At 38.7% G+C, this 17,987-nt stretch carries 15 protein-coding genes and 1 riboswitch; of the genes, 10 read left to right on the forward strand and 5 right to left on the reverse strand.

The window, feature by feature from the left end; all coding sequences use genetic code 11:
• Positions 1-4 precede the first annotated feature (4 nt).
• The gene (locus IGK96_RS00940) at positions 5-496 is read right to left on the reverse strand and encodes a GNAT family N-acetyltransferase (RefSeq protein WP_002376398.1); all 492 of its coding nucleotides are present in this window, start codon (positions 494-496) and stop codon (positions 5-7) included.
• A gap of 173 nt (positions 497-669) precedes the next feature.
• On the opposite strand from IGK96_RS00940, the gene IGK96_RS00945 reads away from it, so the two are divergent.
• Positions 670-1,254 carry a TIGR00730 family Rossman fold protein gene (locus IGK96_RS00945; RefSeq protein WP_002383869.1) on the forward strand — a complete coding sequence of 195 codons (585 nt, stop codon included), beginning with the start codon at positions 670-672 and terminating at the stop codon, positions 1,252-1,254.
• Between the two features lie 44 nt (positions 1,255-1,298).
• Here IGK96_RS00945 and IGK96_RS00950 read toward each other — a convergent pair whose 3' ends face one another.
• The 3 genes from IGK96_RS00950 to IGK96_RS00960 form a co-directional block, all read right to left on the reverse strand.
• Complete coding sequence (locus IGK96_RS00950; RefSeq protein WP_002356242.1) at positions 1,299-2,039, reverse strand: amino acid ABC transporter ATP-binding protein; 741 nt, start codon at positions 2,037-2,039, stop codon at positions 1,299-1,301.
• An 11-nt stretch (positions 2,040-2,050) separates the two neighbouring features.
• Complete coding sequence (locus tag IGK96_RS00955; RefSeq protein ID WP_002381368.1) at positions 2,051-3,634, reverse strand: ABC transporter substrate-binding protein/permease; 1,584 nt, start codon at positions 3,632-3,634, stop codon at positions 2,051-2,053.
• Positions 3,635-3,828: 194 nt separating this feature from the next.
• Positions 3,829-4,003: riboswitch (Lysine riboswitch) on the reverse strand.
• 189 nt (positions 4,004-4,192) lie between these two features.
• Positions 4,193-4,489 carry a hypothetical protein gene (locus IGK96_RS00960; RefSeq protein ID WP_002356244.1) on the reverse strand — a complete coding sequence of 99 codons (297 nt, stop codon included), beginning with the start codon at positions 4,487-4,489 and terminating at the stop codon, positions 4,193-4,195.
• Positions 4,490-4,661: 172 nt separating this feature from the next.
• On the opposite strand from IGK96_RS00960, the gene IGK96_RS00965 reads away from it, so the two are divergent.
• From IGK96_RS00965 to IGK96_RS00985, 5 genes are all read left to right on the forward strand, one after another.
• Positions 4,662-5,375, forward strand: coding sequence for an NAD-dependent protein deacylase (locus IGK96_RS00965; RefSeq protein WP_002391262.1), 714 nt, complete (start codon positions 4,662-4,664; stop codon positions 5,373-5,375).
• A gap of 4 nt (positions 5,376-5,379) precedes the next feature.
• Positions 5,380-6,225: a chorismate mutase gene (locus tag IGK96_RS00970; protein WP_061100541.1), complete on the forward strand. Its 846-nt coding sequence runs from the start codon at positions 5,380-5,382 to the stop codon at positions 6,223-6,225.
• A gap of 10 nt (positions 6,226-6,235) precedes the next feature.
• Positions 6,236-6,748, forward strand: coding sequence for a transcription repressor NadR (locus IGK96_RS00975; RefSeq protein WP_002356248.1), 513 nt, complete (start codon positions 6,236-6,238; stop codon positions 6,746-6,748).
• Between the two features lie 228 nt (positions 6,749-6,976).
• The gene (locus tag IGK96_RS00980) at positions 6,977-8,488 is read left to right on the forward strand and encodes a glucosaminidase domain-containing protein (protein WP_016616712.1); all 1,512 of its coding nucleotides are present in this window, start codon (positions 6,977-6,979) and stop codon (positions 8,486-8,488) included.
• A gap of 277 nt (positions 8,489-8,765) precedes the next feature.
• Positions 8,766-10,256, forward strand: coding sequence for an aldehyde dehydrogenase family protein (locus IGK96_RS00985; RefSeq protein WP_085406504.1), 1,491 nt, complete (start codon positions 8,766-8,768; stop codon positions 10,254-10,256).
• Between the two features lie 225 nt (positions 10,257-10,481).
• On the opposite strand, the gene IGK96_RS00990 is transcribed toward IGK96_RS00985, so the two are convergent.
• Positions 10,482-11,465 carry an L-lactate dehydrogenase gene (locus IGK96_RS00990; RefSeq protein WP_002356251.1) on the reverse strand — a complete coding sequence of 328 codons (984 nt, stop codon included), beginning with the start codon at positions 11,463-11,465 and terminating at the stop codon, positions 10,482-10,484.
• A 335-nt stretch (positions 11,466-11,800) separates the two neighbouring features.
• On the opposite strand from IGK96_RS00990, the gene pth reads away from it, so the two are divergent.
• The 4 genes from pth to IGK96_RS01010 are packed head-to-tail and all read left to right on the forward strand — an operon-like array spanning position 11,801 to position 17,809.
• Positions 11,801-12,367 (forward strand): aminoacyl-tRNA hydrolase, encoded by a 567-nt coding sequence (gene pth / locus IGK96_RS00995; protein ID WP_002361556.1) that lies wholly within the window; start codon positions 11,801-11,803, stop codon positions 12,365-12,367.
• Between the two features lie 19 nt (positions 12,368-12,386).
• Positions 12,387-15,926 carry a transcription-repair coupling factor gene (gene mfd / locus IGK96_RS01000; protein ID WP_002388750.1) on the forward strand — a complete coding sequence of 1,180 codons (3,540 nt, stop codon included), beginning with the start codon at positions 12,387-12,389 and terminating at the stop codon, positions 15,924-15,926.
• A gap of 15 nt (positions 15,927-15,941) precedes the next feature.
• Positions 15,942-17,531: a putative polysaccharide biosynthesis protein gene (locus IGK96_RS01005; protein WP_002368546.1), complete on the forward strand. Its 1,590-nt coding sequence runs from the start codon at positions 15,942-15,944 to the stop codon at positions 17,529-17,531.
• 14 nt (positions 17,532-17,545) lie between these two features.
• Positions 17,546-17,809 (forward strand): RNA-binding S4 domain-containing protein, encoded by a 264-nt coding sequence (locus tag IGK96_RS01010; RefSeq protein ID WP_002356255.1) that lies wholly within the window; start codon positions 17,546-17,548, stop codon positions 17,807-17,809.
• The last annotated feature ends 178 nt before the right edge of the window (positions 17,810-17,987 follow it).

Consider the following 17,987-nt stretch of genomic DNA (forward strand, 5'->3'; position numbering starts at 1 on the left):
TTTCTTATTTTTCTATGAAATAAGCATACTGATAATCATCACAATAGTGTCCATTTATATAAAATTCTTCTTTAAAATGTGCTTCCTGCACAAAACCATGTTTTTCATAGAATCGAATGGCTTCTTGATTGGTAGCCATTACTCGCAAACTCAGCTTATGAATCCCGCTTATCTGAGCCATCTCTTTGACATACGACAACAAAGAACCACCAATCCCTTGACCTTGGAAATCTGGCGAAACGCCAATACTTAGTAGCCATTGCTTTTGATGAGCTGCTAACGAAGTGGGCGGATGGACTTCAATAAATCCAGCAAGTTGTTGTCCGCTGATGGCAACAAAAATCGTTTCATCTTTCATTTTTTCCTGATATGCCGCAAGCGAGAGTGGTTGTATCTCGGCAGGGGTATTCTTTTTTGTCCAAATGATTTGATCCAAGGCATGTAATGCGGGCCAATCTGCTTCGGCAACTAAGCGAATAGTGAGTGAGGTAGACAAGATAATAGGGCTCCTTTTTCTGAAATTTTAAAATATAAAAAGACTATAGCATTTATTGTCTGAAAATTCAAATACTTTTAAAACGAAAAGAAAAATGGCTGCACCTTTTCGAGAAAATCAAAATATGCTACCATAGCTACCAGAGGATAGATGGTAAAAAAGAATCTATCTAAATGGAGGGTATGTTTGTGAAAAAAATGGCAGTATATTGTGGCGCCAGTCTGGGAAATGAGCCAATCTATCAGCAAGCTGCAGTAGCGTTAGCCGCTTGGATGAAAGAAAATCACTATGATCTAGTTTATGGCGGTGGCAATGTTGGTCTAATGGGTACGGTGGCTGACACGCTTTTAGCAGAAGGTGGAGAGGTAATTGGTGTCATGCCCACTTTTTTAATGGAGCGGGAGATTGCACATAATGGCATTACAAAGATGCATACAGTCAGTGATATGCATGCGCGTAAGAAAAAAATGATTGAATTGGCAGATGTGTATTTAGCTTTACCCGGTGGTCCCGGCACACTCGAAGAAATTAGCGAGGTGATCTCTTGGGGCCGAGTCGGTGAACATATGAATCCGTGTATTTTATACAATGTGAATGGTTACTATGACTTATTAGCTGCCTTTTTTGATAAAATGGTAGAAACTAGTTTCTTAACAGAAGCGGATCGAGCTAAAATTTTCATTTCAGATTCCTTAGAAGAAATTGGTGCATTTATTGATTCCTATGAACCGCCAATGATTCGTCAATACAAAAAATAACAAAAGAGGCAGTCACTCTAACCAGAATGACTGCCTCTTTTTTACTAGTTTTTCGTTAAAATCCGATGTAAGAACTCTTTTGTCCGAGCTTCTTTTGGATGGACAAAAATATCTTCAGCGGTCCCTTCTTCGGCAATGACACCTTTATCCATGAAAATAACACGATCGGATACGTCCCGCGCAAATTCCATTTCATGTGTTACAATCACCATTGTTAGCCCTGTATGGGCAAGATTTTTCATCGTTTTTAGCACTTCGCCAACCATTTCAGGATCCAATGCAGAAGTTGGTTCATCGAAAAGTAAAACATCTGGATCCATTGATAATGCTCGAGCAATGGCTACCCGTTGCTTTTGTCCACCAGATAATTGAGCAGGTTTGGCATCAATAAAACGAGCCATGCCAACTTTTTCTAAATTTTCTAAGGCAATTTTTTTGGCTTCTTCTTTGTTTCTTTTTAGGACAGTCATCTGACCAGAAGTACAGTTTTCTAAGACATTCATGTTATTAAATAAATTGAATGATTGGAAAACCATGCCTAAATGGGTCCGATATTTGGGCAAACTATAACCACGTTCTAAAACATTTTTACCATTATAGATGATTTTGCCATCTGTTGGTTTTTCTAACAAATTAATACAACGTAGTAACGTTGATTTACCAGAACCAGAAGAACCGATAATGGTGACAACTTCTCCTTTGTTGACGTTCATATTGATATCTTTTAATACTTCGTTTTCGCCAAAGCTTTTTCGTAAATGTTCAATTTCAATAATTGCACTCATCTGTTTGCCTCCTAGCTTTCTTTTCCTTCTTCAGTTAATTCTTCTACTTTAACGTAAGCAGAAGGGCCATCCATTTTACGTTCCACAACACGTAAGATTCGTGTGATCACAAAAGTCATTACCAAGTACATGATGCCGACAATTGTAAAGGTTTGGAAGAACTGGAAGTTTGCGCCAGAAGCAGCATTCCCTTGGAAGAATAAATCTGCAACACCGATAACACTTAACACGGCCGTATCTTTGATATTAATGACAAATTCATTCCCTGTTGCAGGTAAAATATTACGTAATACTTGGGGAATAACGACTTTACGCATTGTTTGTCCATGGGTCATCCCGATCGCTTGTGCTGCCTCGAATTGTCCTTTATCTACTGCGAAAATACCTCCGCGAACAATTTCAGACATATAGGCACCAGTATTCACAGAAACGATAAATAATGCGGCCACTGTTCGGTCTAAAGAGATGCCAAAAGCTAGAGCTAAACCATAGAAAATAACCATTGCTTGAACCATCATTGGTGTACCACGGAAAACTTCAATATAAATAGAAAGAATTAAATTTCCTAATTTTTGGAAGAAACGAGCGACTGGGTTTTCAGAATCTGGAATTGTACGGAAGACACCAATTAGTAAACCAAGGGTTGTTCCGACAACTGTCCCAATTAACGCGATAAATAGCGTTAAACCAGCACCACGTAAAAACATGTCGCCATATTGATTCCAAATATTTTTGAAATCGTTAATAAGTCCTGTTTTTTGTTCATCACTATCTGTTGCTGCAGGTTGATCCTTGATTGCTTGGTCCATAATTTTTGTCCGTTCATCTTGAGAAATACCTGCTAAAATTTTGTTTACTTTTTCAATGTCAGGATCGCCTTTACGCATGCCGACTGCTACTTGTGAGTCTTCAGCGCTAGCATCAAAGCCATTTTCTTTTGGAAATTCTAACATTTTTAATTCTTTATTGACACTAGTTGCTGTTATGCCTTCAGGGCGTTCACTAACATACCCATCAATCATGCCAGAAGCAAGTGCTGTTCGCATAGCTGAAAAGTTATCCATTGCTTGCTGTTTATTGACATTTGGAATTTGATCAATTAATCCGTAGTGGAATGTATTTAGTTGAGCTGTAATTTTAGCATCAGCTAAATCTTTCAAGCTTTTTGCATTAGCGTATTTGCCATCTTTTTTAACAATTACGACAAATTGTGATTCATAATAAGGATTTGTAAAAGCAATTTCTTTTTTTCGTTCAGCGGTTGGGCTCATTCCGGCGATAATGGCATCAATTTTTCCAGATTGTAAGGCGGGCGCCAAGCCATCCCATTTGGTTTGGACGATTACTAATTTACGACCTAAACCATCGGCAATTTTTTTAGAAATTTGAACATCATAGCCGCCTGCATAAGAGTTGCCTTGAATAGGCACTGCGCCATGTGCGTCATTTTTCTGTGACCAGTTAAAAGGGGCGTAGCCAGCTTCCATGCCGACACGAAATTCACCATTTTCCTCCGCCGAAGCGTTGGTTGTCATGCCAAGTAACGAAAATAGCGTGACAAGTAGTAGACTGAATGAAAAAACTTTTTTGTTCATCTTTTTCTCTCCTTTAAATTTCTTGTCTGATTGATCGTTTTGTCTTTTTTCAATCAACAAGCTTTGATAATCAGCTGAGCAAAAGCGATTCTGTCTTTTTAAAGGAGAATACTTCTGTCACAACCTATTTTTGAATACAAAAAAACAACCAAACAGATGTAAGGTTGCTAGGTAATGTCGAAAAAAATTCCTCAACGAAACATAGCACAACTTAGCATCACTACTAAGACAGTCCGCAAGCTCTTAACTTACGTCCCAACACACAACAGAAGAGGCTCCGTTATGCATTTCGGCGATTGATCCTAAACTTGCTTCCCAGTGTCCTCTCACTCCACAAGCGTAATAAAAACCGCGACCTCTACCTCTTTTTTGAGGCACTATTCAGTTATTAAATTCAGTTATTAATTTTAGGATAAATCCAGAAGAAAGTCAATATGTTCCAGCAAAGGAATTTATCAAGAGGACACAAACACCATGAAATTAGCGTAACATTTTCCCTACGAAATAGAAACTAATACGAAAAAAGCAACCATTCCTAAAGGAACAGTTGCTTTTTACTTAAGCTTTGACAGCTTTTGGTTCACGACCTAAAATAGCTTGAAGAACAGTCAATACACCTAAAGAAGCTAAAATTGTATAAATTAGACTTGAGTAAGTTAAGATACCGAAATCCCAAGTTTTGTAAACTAATAAAACAATTGCTAAGGCGATAATAGCGATAACGTTGAAGAACGCAAAAGCCCAAAGATTTCCGTTTTCTTTACGAGAAAGATAAAAAACAGAGAACCAAATGCTTAAAACGCCCCAAGCGATGCAGGCAATAATTGCAGCCCAATAAATAATAAATGCGACCATTGTTGTTTCACCTCACTTTTACTCATGCATATTTTACCACGAGTTGAGAAATTTGTCACAAACTCTTTCAAGATAAATCAATATATAGGTAAGAAGTTTTCAAAAAGTGGAAAAACTTTTGGTGCTAATGTTAAAATACGTTATAATATAGAAGATTAGGAGCTGAATCGATATGCAAGATATCACGCAAGCCGAGGCAATTCATTGGTTGGCAACCCAACAAAAAATCACATTTTTAACAGGTGCGGGTATCTCGACAGCCTCAGGTGTGCCAGATTATCGTTCCTTAAAAGGTGTCTATCAAGGAATCCAGCAACCGGAATACTTATTGAGCCGGACTTGCTTAAAAACAGAGCCAGAAAAGTTTTATCAATTCGTTAAAACGCTCTATCATCCAGACGCACAACCTAATATCATTCACCAGAAAATGGCACAATTAGAGCAAATGAAACGGGGAAAAATTGTTTCACAAAATATTGATGGGCTTCATCGAAAAGCAGGTAGCCAAGAAGTGGTGGACTTTCACGGTAATTTATATGAATGTTATTGCCAAACTTGTGGTACAACGGTTCCTTGGCAAGACTATTTACTTAGTGATCGGCACGCAGACTGTCATGGACAAATCCGTCCAGCTATTACTTTGTATGAAGAAGGATTATCCGAAGAGGCAATCGAAAAAGCCATTCAGGCCGTTGCTTCTGCCGACTTAATCGTGATTGTCGGCACGAGTTTTCAAGTGCATCCATTTTGCGATTTGATTCATTATAAACAACCAACAGCAACTATTTTAGCCATTAATCAAACGCCGCTATTTTTACAACAACCTTATTATTTTTTAGAAGCGAAAGCCGAAACGATATTTGCAGAATTAACGATAAAGGAGTAACGGAATGAAAGAATTTAAATCAGAAAAAGAAAAAATGATCGCAGGTGCACTATATTTTGCCTCAGATCCTGAATTAGTGGCTGATCGCAAAAAAGCCCGTGAACAAATGGCGTTAATTAACCAACAACCAGACACTTATATTCGTCGTCAATTAATAGAAGAAACATTTGGAAAAGTGGGTGTCGGGACGTACATCGAACCGATGATTCAATTTGATTACGGCTACAACATTTCTGTGGGAAAAAATTTCTATGCCAATTTTAATAACGTTTTTTTAGATGTTTGTCCAATTGAAATTGGCGATAACTGTATGTTTGGCCCCAATGTGCAACTTTATACAGCCGAGCATCCATTACAAGCGGCCAAGCGTAATAGCGGAATGGAATCAGGGAAACGAATTATCATTGGCAACAATGTTTGGATTGGCGGTGGAGCGATTGTCCTTCCTGGCGTAACATTAGGCGATAATGTAGTGGTGGCAGCAGGTGCTGTTGTGACCAAATCGTTCCCAGAAAACTGTGTGATCGCAGGTAATCCAGCACGGATAATTAAAGAATTGACTGAAGATGACGCTCCAACAACTTCTTTAGAACAACAACGAGCAAAGATTAACCAAATCGATAAGGAACTGGTCCGTTTATTAGAACAGCGGATGGACGTCGTCGCAGAGATTGCTGCAGTGAAAAAGAAAGCAGGTCATGCGGTTTTTGATTCTGAAAGAGAACAACAAGTATTAGAAACTATTCTGAATCATGTTGAAAATGCCGAGTATGAAGAAACATTATCTGAGACTTTCCAGGGAATTATGGACGCCTCTAAACGTTTCCAAGAAAAACATTTAGGAGAGTGAGGCGAAGGTCGTGGATGGAGAAATCAGAAGAAGAGAGATTGTTAAAAGATTAAGAGAGACCGAAAAGCCAATTAGTGCCACTCGTTTTGCAAAAGCTTTTGATGTCAGCAGACAAATTATTGTAGGAGATGTCGCTCTATTACGGGCGACAGGGGTCGAAATTGTCGCAACAGCTCGAGGGTATATGTTGGAACAACCTTTAGAAGGAATTGAACGGAAAATTGCTTGTCAACATACACCTGAACAAACGAGAGAAGAATTGTCAGTCATTGTTGCCAAAGGTGGAGAAGTGGTAGATGTGAGTATTGCACATCCGCTTTATGGGGAATTAATTGGCAGTTTGCGCATTCAATCAGAGAAAGATATTGATAAATTTATGGACAAGTATCAAAAAGAGCATGCTACATTACTATCAGTTTTAACAGGAGGCGTCCATCTGCATACTATTCGCTGTGCAGACGAAGAAACTTTCCAAGAAATCAAAGAGGCACTTCGAAAAAAAAGTATTTTGTTTGAAGGATAACGAGAAAAAGAGAGGACATTGATGTTTGTTCAAGCCCTTTCTTTTTTTTCTTAGAAAATTACCAAAAAAAGATAGAAGAATTTGTGAATTTTCTTCTATTTTTTTAACTTTTTGCTAGAAATTTTTTATGAAACAGTATACTATTAAAAAAGGAGCCATTTAAACAATAACTATGTCAATTATATATGTTGGTACATAAAAATAAATGGAGAAAAATAAAAAAGGAGAATGAGTATGAAAAAACAATTTGCCCTGTTCTCTACCTTATTACTTTTAGGTTCATCAATGCCAGTAGGTGCATTTGCAGAAGGTAATAACTTGGTAGCTGAAAATAGTTCTGTTGCAGAAACAACCGCAGAAGCAACAACTGCTGAAGCCACTGAAACGACAGCGACTAGTGAAACAACAGAAGCGACAGAAGAATCAACAACTGAAACAGAAAGTTCAACCGAATCAAGTGAATCTGCAACCACGGAGTCCACTGAAACGTCAGGAACCGAAACGACAGATTCCACAACGGATTCAACATCCACAAGTACGACAGAATCGACTACTGACTCCACCTCAACGAGTGCAACAGAGTCAACCACAGATTCTACGTCAACAAGTACAACTGAATCAAGTACCACGCCGACGACTACACCAAGTTCTTCTAAAGAACAGCCAAAACCTGGCACGAGTACTTCTGAATCAAAACAGCCGGCGAAACCAGTGACACCAACAGCGCCAGCTGAAAAGCCAGTAGAACAACCAGCAGCGTCAACACCGCAGCCCGAAATAGTCCCACCGGTTACAAATGAAACGGTTGGGTTAGTGGAAGACGATGAGACGTTTACGGTCAGCAAAACGAAGAAGACAGAAGAGTTTATTCAAGAAATCGGTGAATCTGCTCGGAAAGTGGCCAAGGACAAAAACTTATATGCTAGTGTGATGATTGCTCAAGCAATTTTAGAAAGTGGCAGCGGCAATAGTAAATTAAGCCAGAAACCAAACTACAATTTGTTTGGTATTAAAGGCGATTACAAAGGTCAATCTGTTTCTTTTATTACCTATGAAGACAATGGTTTCGGTAACCTATACACAGTAGAAGCAAAATTCCGTCAATATCCAACGTATAAAGAATCAATGGAAGATTATGCGAAATTATTGAAAAATGGTTTAGATTCCAATAAAGATTTCTATCATGGTGTCTGGAAAACGGAAGCCAAATCATACAAAGAAGCGACACGTTTCCTAACAGGAAAATACGCAACGGACAAAGATTACCATAAGAAATTAAATGCGTTAATTAAAACATACGATTTAACTTATTATGATAAAGAAAAAGCAACCGTTGAACCAATGGAATCAAATTTCCCAGCCTATAATGGCAAAAACTATGACACCTTTAATAGTTATGCTTGGGGCAACTGTACACAATATGTCTACAACCGTATTACGCAATTAGGTAAACGTGTGGACTTAACAATGGGGAATGGTCAAGATTGGGGCGAAACAGGTCGTGCACGCGGGTACAAAGTAAGTCGTACACCAAAAGCAGGCGCAGCGGTTTCCTTCCCAGCTGGCGTTTTAGGCGCAGACAATACTTATGGTCATGTCGCGTTTGTGGAAAAAGTCTTTAAAGATGGTAGCATCTTAATTTCTGAAATGAACGTGAAGGGATTAAACGTTGTTTCGACACGTACAATCTCAGCCGATCAAACACATTTAATGAACTATATCGTTCCAAAAGATAAATAAAAAAATCAGCTCTTTGTCAATAAGAACGGATGAGTTGTAAAAAGCAAAGTTGGAACTGAAGAATCAATTTTAATTCTTCAGTTTCAGCTTTTTTTTGTGGCAAAAAGTCTCTCCAATAAAGTTTAATACATTCAGATATTGCCAGGAGGCTTCAGGTCGGGATGAGTTAGCAACAGTCGCTGAGAGCTATATTTTTTTTAGGTAGAATCATTTACTTTTAGGTGAAAGATGTCTTATAATTGTAAGCGGATACAAAAATAAAAAAAGAGGTGGGTAAATGAATAAAAAAGAAATAAATCAAGTAGTTGCCAGTAGCTATCAATTGTATATTAATGGAGAGTGGACAACAGGTAGTGGTAACAAAATGATTGCTAGTTACAATCCTAGTAATGGTGAAAAATTAGCAGAATTTGTAGATGCCACAAATGCAGATGTGGATCGAGCTGTAGAAGCAGCCCAAGAAGCGTTTCAGACATGGAAAGATGTTGATGTTGTAACAAGAAGCAATCTTTTATTGAAAATTGCTGATTTGATTGAAGAAAATCAAGAACATTTGGCTATGGTGGAGACTTTAGATAATGGAAAACCGCTTCGGGAAACGCAATCAATTGATGTCCCTGCCAGTGCAGACCATTTTCGGTATTTTGCTAGTGTGATTCGTGGAGAAGAAGGGTCTGTCAAAGAATTTGATAAGGATACGTTATCCATTGTTGTGAAAGAACCCATTGGTGTTGTGGGTCAAATTATTCCGTGGAATTTCCCCTTATTAATGGGCGCTTGGAAATTAGCGCCAGCGTTGGCAGCAGGTAATACGGTTGTGATTCATCCGTCCTCGAGCACATCATTAAGTCTGTTGGAATTGTTTAAAATTTTTGATCAAGTCTTGCCGAAAGGAGTAGTGAATTTAATCACCGGTCGTGGTTCTGATTCAGGAAATTATATGTTGGCACATCCAGGGTTTGATAAGCTAGCTTTTACAGGTTCAACAGAGGTGGGGTACACTGTCGCTAAAGCGGCGGCCGACCGCCTAATTCCAGCCACTTTAGAACTTGGCGGAAAATCAGCCAACATTATTTTTGAAGATGCCAATTGGGAACGAGCATTAGAAGGTGTGCAGTTAGGAATTTTATTCAACCAAGGGCAAGTTTGTTGTGCTGGGTCTCGTGTGTTCGTTCAGTCAGGTATTTATGATCAATTTGTAGAAGCTTTAAAGGAAAAATTTGAACAAGTGAACGTTGGTTTCCCGTGGGAAAAAGATGTTGAAATGGGCGCTCAGATCAATGAGCATCAATTGGAAGAAATTTTAAAATATGTCGAAATTGGTGTGAAGGAAGGAGCTACACTGATTACTGGTGGGCAACGTTTAACAGAAAATGGGCTAGACAAGGGGGCATTTTTAGCACCTACGTTATTAGCGAATGGCACGAATACAATGTGCGTGGCCCAAGAAGAAATCTTTGGTCCTGTTGCAACAGTGATTAAATTTGAAACGGAAGAAGAAGTCATTCGTTTAGCTAATGATTCTGAATATGGTCTAGGTGGTGCCGTCTTTTCTCAAGATATCAATGTGGCATTACGGGTTGCTCGTGGTGTACGGACAGGTCGGATGTGGGTCAACACATACAATCAATTGCCTGCGGGCGCGCCATTTGGCGGTTATAAAAAATCAGGAATTGGTCGAGAAACGCATAAATCAATGCTAGATGCTTATACGCAAATGAAAAATATTTACATTGTGACAAAAGAAGAAGCAGATGGACTGTATTAAGTAGTGTAGTGAATTTTAGATAACAAACTTATTTTTGGTTATTGTTATTTTTCGAGCTAAACAAAACAATAATTTTTTAAAAAGTTGAGTGATGAGTAAAGTAAAACAGATTAAAAGTAAAGCCTGGTGCAAAAATCACTTTGGATTTTTGTACCAGGCTTTAAAGCGGAGTAACAATAGTGGTCACTCTTGGTTATTTTCAATTTTCGACTATTATAGAAGGAGTTATTTTGCTTCTTCTGCTTCAAATTTAGCAAAAGCTGTTTCAATAACTTCTTTTAATGCAGAAGCAGAAGCTTCCATTTTTTCTTGCTCAGCATCTGTTAATGGAATTTCAATGACTTGTTTAACTCCTTGGCGGTTGATGATCGCTGGTGCACCGATATAAATATCGTTTTGACCATATTCACCTTCTAAATAAACAGATAATGGTAACACAGAGTTTTCATCGTTTAGGATAGCTTTAGTGATACGCGCTAGTGCCACCGCGATTCCATAGAAAGTAGCTCCTTTTTTCTCGATGATTGTGTAAGCAGCGTCGCGTACGTTGAAGAATAAATTAACCATTGCTTCTTCATCGACGTCAGGATTATTTTTCACCCATTCGTAAATTTGTAAGCCAGCGACATTCGCATGTGACCAAACTGGGAATTCTGTATCTCCGTGTTCCCCTAAGATGTAGGCATGGACATTTCGTGCATCAACATCAACTAATTCGGCAATTGCTTGACGGAAACGAGCAGAATCTAGTGAAGTTCCTGAACCGATTACTCGTTCTTTCGGGAAACCAGAGAATTTCCAAGTTGAATAAGTCAAAATGTCGACTGGGTTTGCGGCAACTAAGAAGATGCCATTGAAACCAGAATCAACAATTGTTGTAACGATTTCTTTATTAATTTTCAAGTTTTTATGAACTAAGTCTAAACGAGTTTCGCCTGGTTTTTGAGGCGCACCAGCTGTTAAGACAACTAAGTCTGCATCATGGCAATCGTCATAAGTAGCAGCATAGATTTTTTTAGGAGAAGTAAATGCTAATGCGTGAGATAAGTCCAACGCGTCTCCTTCAGTTTTTGGTACATTAATATCAATAATCCCAACTTCTTGAGCAATATTCTGAGTTACTAAAGCAAAGGCATAGCTAGAACCTACGGCACCGTCCCCGACTAAAATTACTTTTTGGTGATCTTTATTCCCTGCGGCTGCAGTCATGTGTACCATTCCTTCCTCTACATTCTTTTTCGTGAGCAACGAGTTTTTATTTCCTGTTGCTAAAGTGATAGTAACATGGTTTGTAAAAAATGTCACGAACTTTGATTGTAAAAATGATACAGTTTTCAGACCTGTTTCAAAATGGTAGCTCTTACATGTGCGTAATTTCACTATCTTGCGCATATTTAAATTTCTAAAAAATTTTTTTACATCTTTCTTAATCTTCAAAGACTGCGAGTTTTTTTATTTCTATGGTATAATGAATAAAACTGGGTAGCGCATACGCTTCCCAGCCATTTTGTGTTGGCAAGCTTATAATCCAAGGAGAATGAAAGATGAAAGTAATCGTAGGACTGGGAAATCCCGGTAGTAAATACAAAGAAACAAAACACAACATTGGCTTTATTACGCTAGATGAAATTGCGTATCGGCAAAATGTTTCGTTTAATAATAGTAATTTTGAAGCAGATATTGCAGAGTTTTTTATAGGGACTGAGAAAGTATTGTTAGTGAAACCATTAACATTTATGAATGAATCAGGTCGCTCTGTTGGTCCGTTGTTGACCTACTTTGGGGTAGATGAGGAAGACTTGATTGTTATTTATGATGACTTAGACTTAGAGGTCGGTAAAATTCGTTTACGGCAAAAAGGTAGTGCTGGCGGCCACAATGGGATAAAAAGTCTGATTGCCCATTTAGGCACAAATGTCTTTCCTAGAATTAAAATTGGCATTGGTCGGCCCTCAAAAAATGATACAGTTATCCACCATGTACTAAGTACTTTTCCCAAAGAAACACACGAAGAGATGTTACTTGCTGTAAAAAAAGCAGCCGATGCCGCTTTATATGCATGCGAAGGACATACGTTTGTTGAAACAATGAATCAATTTAATGGAAAATAGCAGAAAGGAGGGCCCTTGTTTGAATATTATCGAACGAATTAGCCAAACAGAAATTGCTAAATCATGGCGCAGTCAACTAATGACAACAGGAACGCGCCAACTAATTACTGGGTTATCAGGCTCTGCTAAAACATTACTGATGGCAGGCGCTTTACAAAAGACGCATCAAAAAATTGTTATTGCGGTTCCAAACCTATACTATGCCAATCAATTAGTAGATGATTTTTTAAATATTTTACCTTCAGAACAAGTTCATCTATTTCCAGTAGATGAAGTGTTATCCGCCGAAATGGCCTTTTCTTCACCAGAAGCGCGCGCAGATCGAGTGAGTGCGTTAAATTTCCTGATGACAGCGAATGCAGGAATCGTGGTCGTACCAGTAGCTGGACTACGAAAATATTTGCCAACGAAAGAAACGTGGCAAAATGCGCAACTTCATTGGGAAATCGGGACAGAAGTAGAACCTGAGATCCTCGCGCAACGCTTAGTGTTAATGGGCTATGAACGCCAATCGATGGTCGGAAAGCCTGGCGAATTTAGTATTCGCGGAAGCATTGTTGATGTCTATCCGCTAAATGCCGAATACCCTGTTCGGGTGGAACTGTTTGATGTTGAAATTGACTCAATCCGTTATTTTGAAGCGGATACTCAACGCTCATTAGAAAATCTTGAAGAAGTAACGATTTCACCAATGACTGATTTAGTATTCTCAAAGGCAGATATGAATCATGGCATGACGAGGTTACAAGATGCTCTAGAAAAACGTTTAGCGACAGCTAAAGATCAAACGGAGACCGATTTTTTAGAAGAATATTTTGGTCAGTTGCTGTCTTCTTGGGAACAAGGGATTCCTACAGAAAATGCTCACTATTATACAGATTTTCTGTACCAACAAAAAACTACGCTGTTAGATTATTTACCAGAAAATAGTTTGCTTTTTGTGGATGATTATTCTCGTATGATGGAAACGGAGCGAGAGATCGCTAGAGAGGAAGCAGAATGGCAAACCCTGAAAATTGAAGAAATGCGCGTGTTTTCTGAACAAACTTTTGGCGTAGACTTTCATGATCAATTGCGAAAAACTGCACGAAATACGACCTTCTTTTCACTTTTTCAAAAAGGAATGGGGAATCTTCGTTTCCAAGAAGTCCATAATTTCCAATATCGTTCAATGCAACAATTCTTCGGTCAAATGCCGTTGCTAAAAGCGGAAGTGGACCGTTGGCAAAAGCAAAACCAAACGGTCGTTGTTTTTGTTCCTACGAAAGAACGGATTCAAAAAGTCGAAGAGCTATTTCAGGACTTTGACATACCTAGCGTAGTAAGCAATTGGGATCAGTTGTTAGATGGGCATGTCCAAATTGTCCAAGGGGCATTACAAACAGGGTTTGAATTACCTAAAAACAAGCTCGTGGCGATTACGGAAAAAGAAATTTTTCATACAACGACCAAAAAACGGGCACGTCGTCAAACAATTTCTAATGCGGAACGTTTGAAAAGTTATAGCGACTTAAAAACGGGCGATTATGTCGTTCATGCGAATCACGGGATTGGTAAATATATTGGTATGGAAACCTTAGAAGTTGATGGGGTCCATCAAGATTACATGACTATCTTGTACCAAAATGATGACAAGTTATTTATTCCAGTAACACAATTGAACTTGATTCAAAAGTTCGTTGCTTCCGAGTCTAAAACGCCGAAAATTAACAAGCTAGGCGGCAGTGAATGGACGAAAACTAAACGAAAAGTTGCTTCAAAAATTGAAGATATCGCGGATGATTTAATCTTACTTTATGCGACAAGAGAATCGGAAAAAGGCTATGCTTTTCCGCCAGATGATGCGTATCAAAAAGAATTTGAAGAGGCTTTTCCGTATTCTGAAACAGATGATCAATTACGTAGTGCTGCCGAAATTAAACACGACATGGAAAAATCTCGACCAATGGATCGTTTGTTAGTTGGCGATGTAGGGTTTGGTAAAACAGAAGTGGCTTTACGAGCGGCCTTCAAAGCTGTTAGCAACAATAAACAGGTCGCCTTTTTAGTGCCAACAACTATTTTAGCGCAACAACATTACGAAACGATTCAAGAGCGGTTTGAGGGCTTTCCTGTAGAAATTGGTTTATTAAGTCGTTTCCGCACGAAAAAACAGCAAAATGAAACAATTGAAAAAATTAAACATGGCCAAGTAGATATTGTGATTGGTACCCATCGTTTATTGTCGCAAGATATTAATTTTAGTGATTTAGGCTTGTTGATTATTGATGAGGAACAACGGTTTGGAGTGAAACATAAAGAACGACTAAAACAATTGCGTTCACAAGTGGATGTCTTGACGTTAACAGCAACGCCAATCCCAAGGACCCTTCATATGTCGATGTTAGGTGTCCGTGATTTATCTGTCATCGAAACCCCACCAGAGAATCGTTATCCGATCCAAACGTATGTCATGGAAAATAATCCTGGGGCGATTCGGGAAGCGATTGAGCGAGAAATGGCTCGAGATGGTCAAGTCTTTTATTTATACAATCGAGTAGATACGATTGAACGAAAAGTTGAAGAGTTACAAGCGCTAGTTCCAGATGCAAGAATTGCGTATGCACATGGTCAAATGACAGAAGTACAACTGGAGAATACTTTGTTTGATTTTATTGAAGGACAATATGATATATTAGTCACTACAACAATTATTGAAACAGGAGTAGATATTCCTAATGCTAATACCTTGTTTGTAGAAAATGCGGACTACATGGGCTTATCTACGTTGTATCAATTACGTGGTCGTGTGGGGCGTAGCAATCGAGTGGCCTATGCTTATTTTATGTACGAACAGCAAAAAATCCTAAACGAAGTTAGTGAGAAACGTTTAGAAGCAATTAAAGACTTTACGGAATTAGGTTCTGGGTTCAAAATTGCGATGCGTGACCTTTCCATTCGAGGGGCCGGAAACCTTCTTGGTGCCCAACAACATGGCTTCATTGATTCGGTTGGGTTTGATATGTACTCACAGATGTTATCTGAGGCAGTTGCTCGTAAACAAGGAAAAAATATCCAAGACCAAAAAACGTCTGTTGAAATTGATTTGGGCATTGATGCTTATATTCCAGGAACGTACATTACAGACGAACGACAAAAAATTGAAATTTATAAACGGATTCGTCAATTAGAAAATATGGATATGTACGAAGAATTAGAAGCGGACTTGTTAGACCGCTTTGGAGAGTATCCTGACGAAGTGGCGCATTTATTAACCACTGGCCGTATCAAAATGGATGGCGACCGTGCCTTGTTAGAAAGTATTCGTAAACGCGACCAAAAAGTCAAGTTTGTGTTAAGTAAAATTGGCACAAAAACATACTCTGTGGAGCAGTTGTTTGAAGCGTTATCGGCAACCAGCTTAAAAGCGGATCTAGCAGTTGAGAAAGAACAAATGACTATTTCCTTGAAGTTGCCGAAAGATTGTAAAGAAGCTGTTTGGATTCAAGAAATTGCTACTTTTACAACCGCATTGCGACAAGAAAAATACAAACATTCGCAAGAAACGGATTCCCTTTAAAAGGAGGCCTAGAAGATGGCACAAAAAGAAATGCAGCGAATGATGCAAGGTGCCGTTGTGTTAACCATTGCTTCCTTCATTGCAAAAGTGTTGAGTGCGTTTTATCGCGTTCCTTTTCAGAACTTTGTAGGGGATGAAGGATTTTACGTGTATCAGCAAGTTTATCCAATCTATGGGATTGCGATGACATTAGCATTGTCAGGCTTACCGCAATTTATTTCCAAAATTGTTGCTGAACAACCAGATATTCGGAGTCAAAAACAAGTGTTGCGCCAACTATATCCCTATGTGTTATGGTTAGCGATTGCTTGTTGGGCCTTCTTTTTCTTTGGTAGTCAAGAAATTGCTATTAGTATGGGGGATGCTGCACTCCAACCATTAATGGAAGTTGTTTCCTTTACCTTTTTACTCGTTCCAATTCTTTCCTTCTATCGTGGAAATTTTCAAGGTCATTTGTTGATGGTGCCTAGTGGTATTTCACAGGTGATGGAACAGTTTGTGCGTGTCGGGGTTATTCTAGTAGCTGCGTTGTCCTATCATTACTTTGGGGGCTCCATTTACCAAACGGGGACGGTGGCCATGAGTGGTGCGTTGGCTGGCGGTGTCTTAGCGGTACTTGTCTTATGGTACTACAATCGAAAAATTCTTAGTGGAAGTACGGAATACTTGCATCAATGGAAGATTATGCCTCAAACCACAGGACTATTTAAACGTTTAATGATTGAGGGTGGTTTGGTCTCTTTATATAGTGCTTTTCTGATTCTATTTCAATTAATTGATTCCTTTAAAGTAAAAAATGCTCTCATGCTTTTCGGGCTCTCTGATTTAGCTGCGAAAGTGGACAAAGGGGTCTATGATAGAGGACAACCACTAGTTCAATTAGGATTGGTAATTGCTTTAGCTTTAAGCTCGACCTTTTTACCAGGTTTGACAAAATATTTTATGAAAAAAGACCGTCAACAATTTTTACAAGTTGCAAAAATCTTTTTGCGTCTTACCACAACCTTGGCATCGGCGGCTTCGATTGGTCTGATGATGTTATTGCCGTACATGAACTTTACGCTTTTTAAAGATTATAAAGGCAACGATGTTTTAGGGGTGTATGTTTTATCCATCGCTTTTATGGCCATTATTCAGGCCTACCAAAGTATTGAACAAAGTCGCAATCGTTTTAAAGGTCCTTTAGTGGCAGCTGGTGTGGGCTTATTAGTGAAGTTGCTGACAACGGGCTTTTTCACCATTCGTTGGGGAACATTAGGTGCTAGTTGGTCTACCATCCTTGGGTTACTAGCGACGTTATTCGTTTTAGTCCGACAATCGGATGCAGCGATTAATTGTTTTGTTCGAGAACGAAGTTTTTTGAAAAAACTGTTGCTTAGTTTAGCAATCATGATGCTGTCATTACTGGTCTATCAAGGAATTATCTCCATCTTGTTCCAAGGTGTGCATCACCGAAGTCAAGCGTTTTTCGTTACAGTTTTAGGTGTTGCAGTGGGTGGTACAGTTTTTATTAGCACCATCATTAAGTTAGAATTATTTACGATACGTGAATGGTTAAGTTTACCGTATGGCGCAAAAATTTTACGGATGAGACAAAAAAAATAAAAGAGGTGAATGTGATGCGGTTAGATAAATTTTTAAAAGTTTCTCGCATTATTAAAAGAAGAACAGTTGCCAAAGAAGTCGCTGATAAAGGCCGGATTCAAATCAACGGAGTCTTAGCCAAATCTTCTAGTACTGTGAAGATTGGTGACCTTGTCAAAATTCAATTTGGGAACAGAATTTTAGAAGTAGAAGTCCTGCAACTAAATGACTCTACGAAAAAAGAAGATGCCACAAAAATGTATGAAATAAAATCAGAAACACGTGTCTCTGAAGAATAAACAGGTGAGGATGGAGCGCTTGGCAAGTTCATTGAAAAGATGAATATTCCAAGCGCTTCATCCTTTCAGCGTTTTAATGAAACAGACGCGCCGCTTTTGAAAAAAATTAATAAATCAACCGCTGTTATTTCAAAAGCAAAGAATATTTTAGAAAAAAGCTTGATTTTCTTTAACTTCT

Source organism: Enterococcus sp. DIV0682, from assembly GCF_051712685.1.
Lineage (GTDB): Bacteria > Bacillota > Bacilli > Lactobacillales > Enterococcaceae > Enterococcus > Enterococcus faecalis.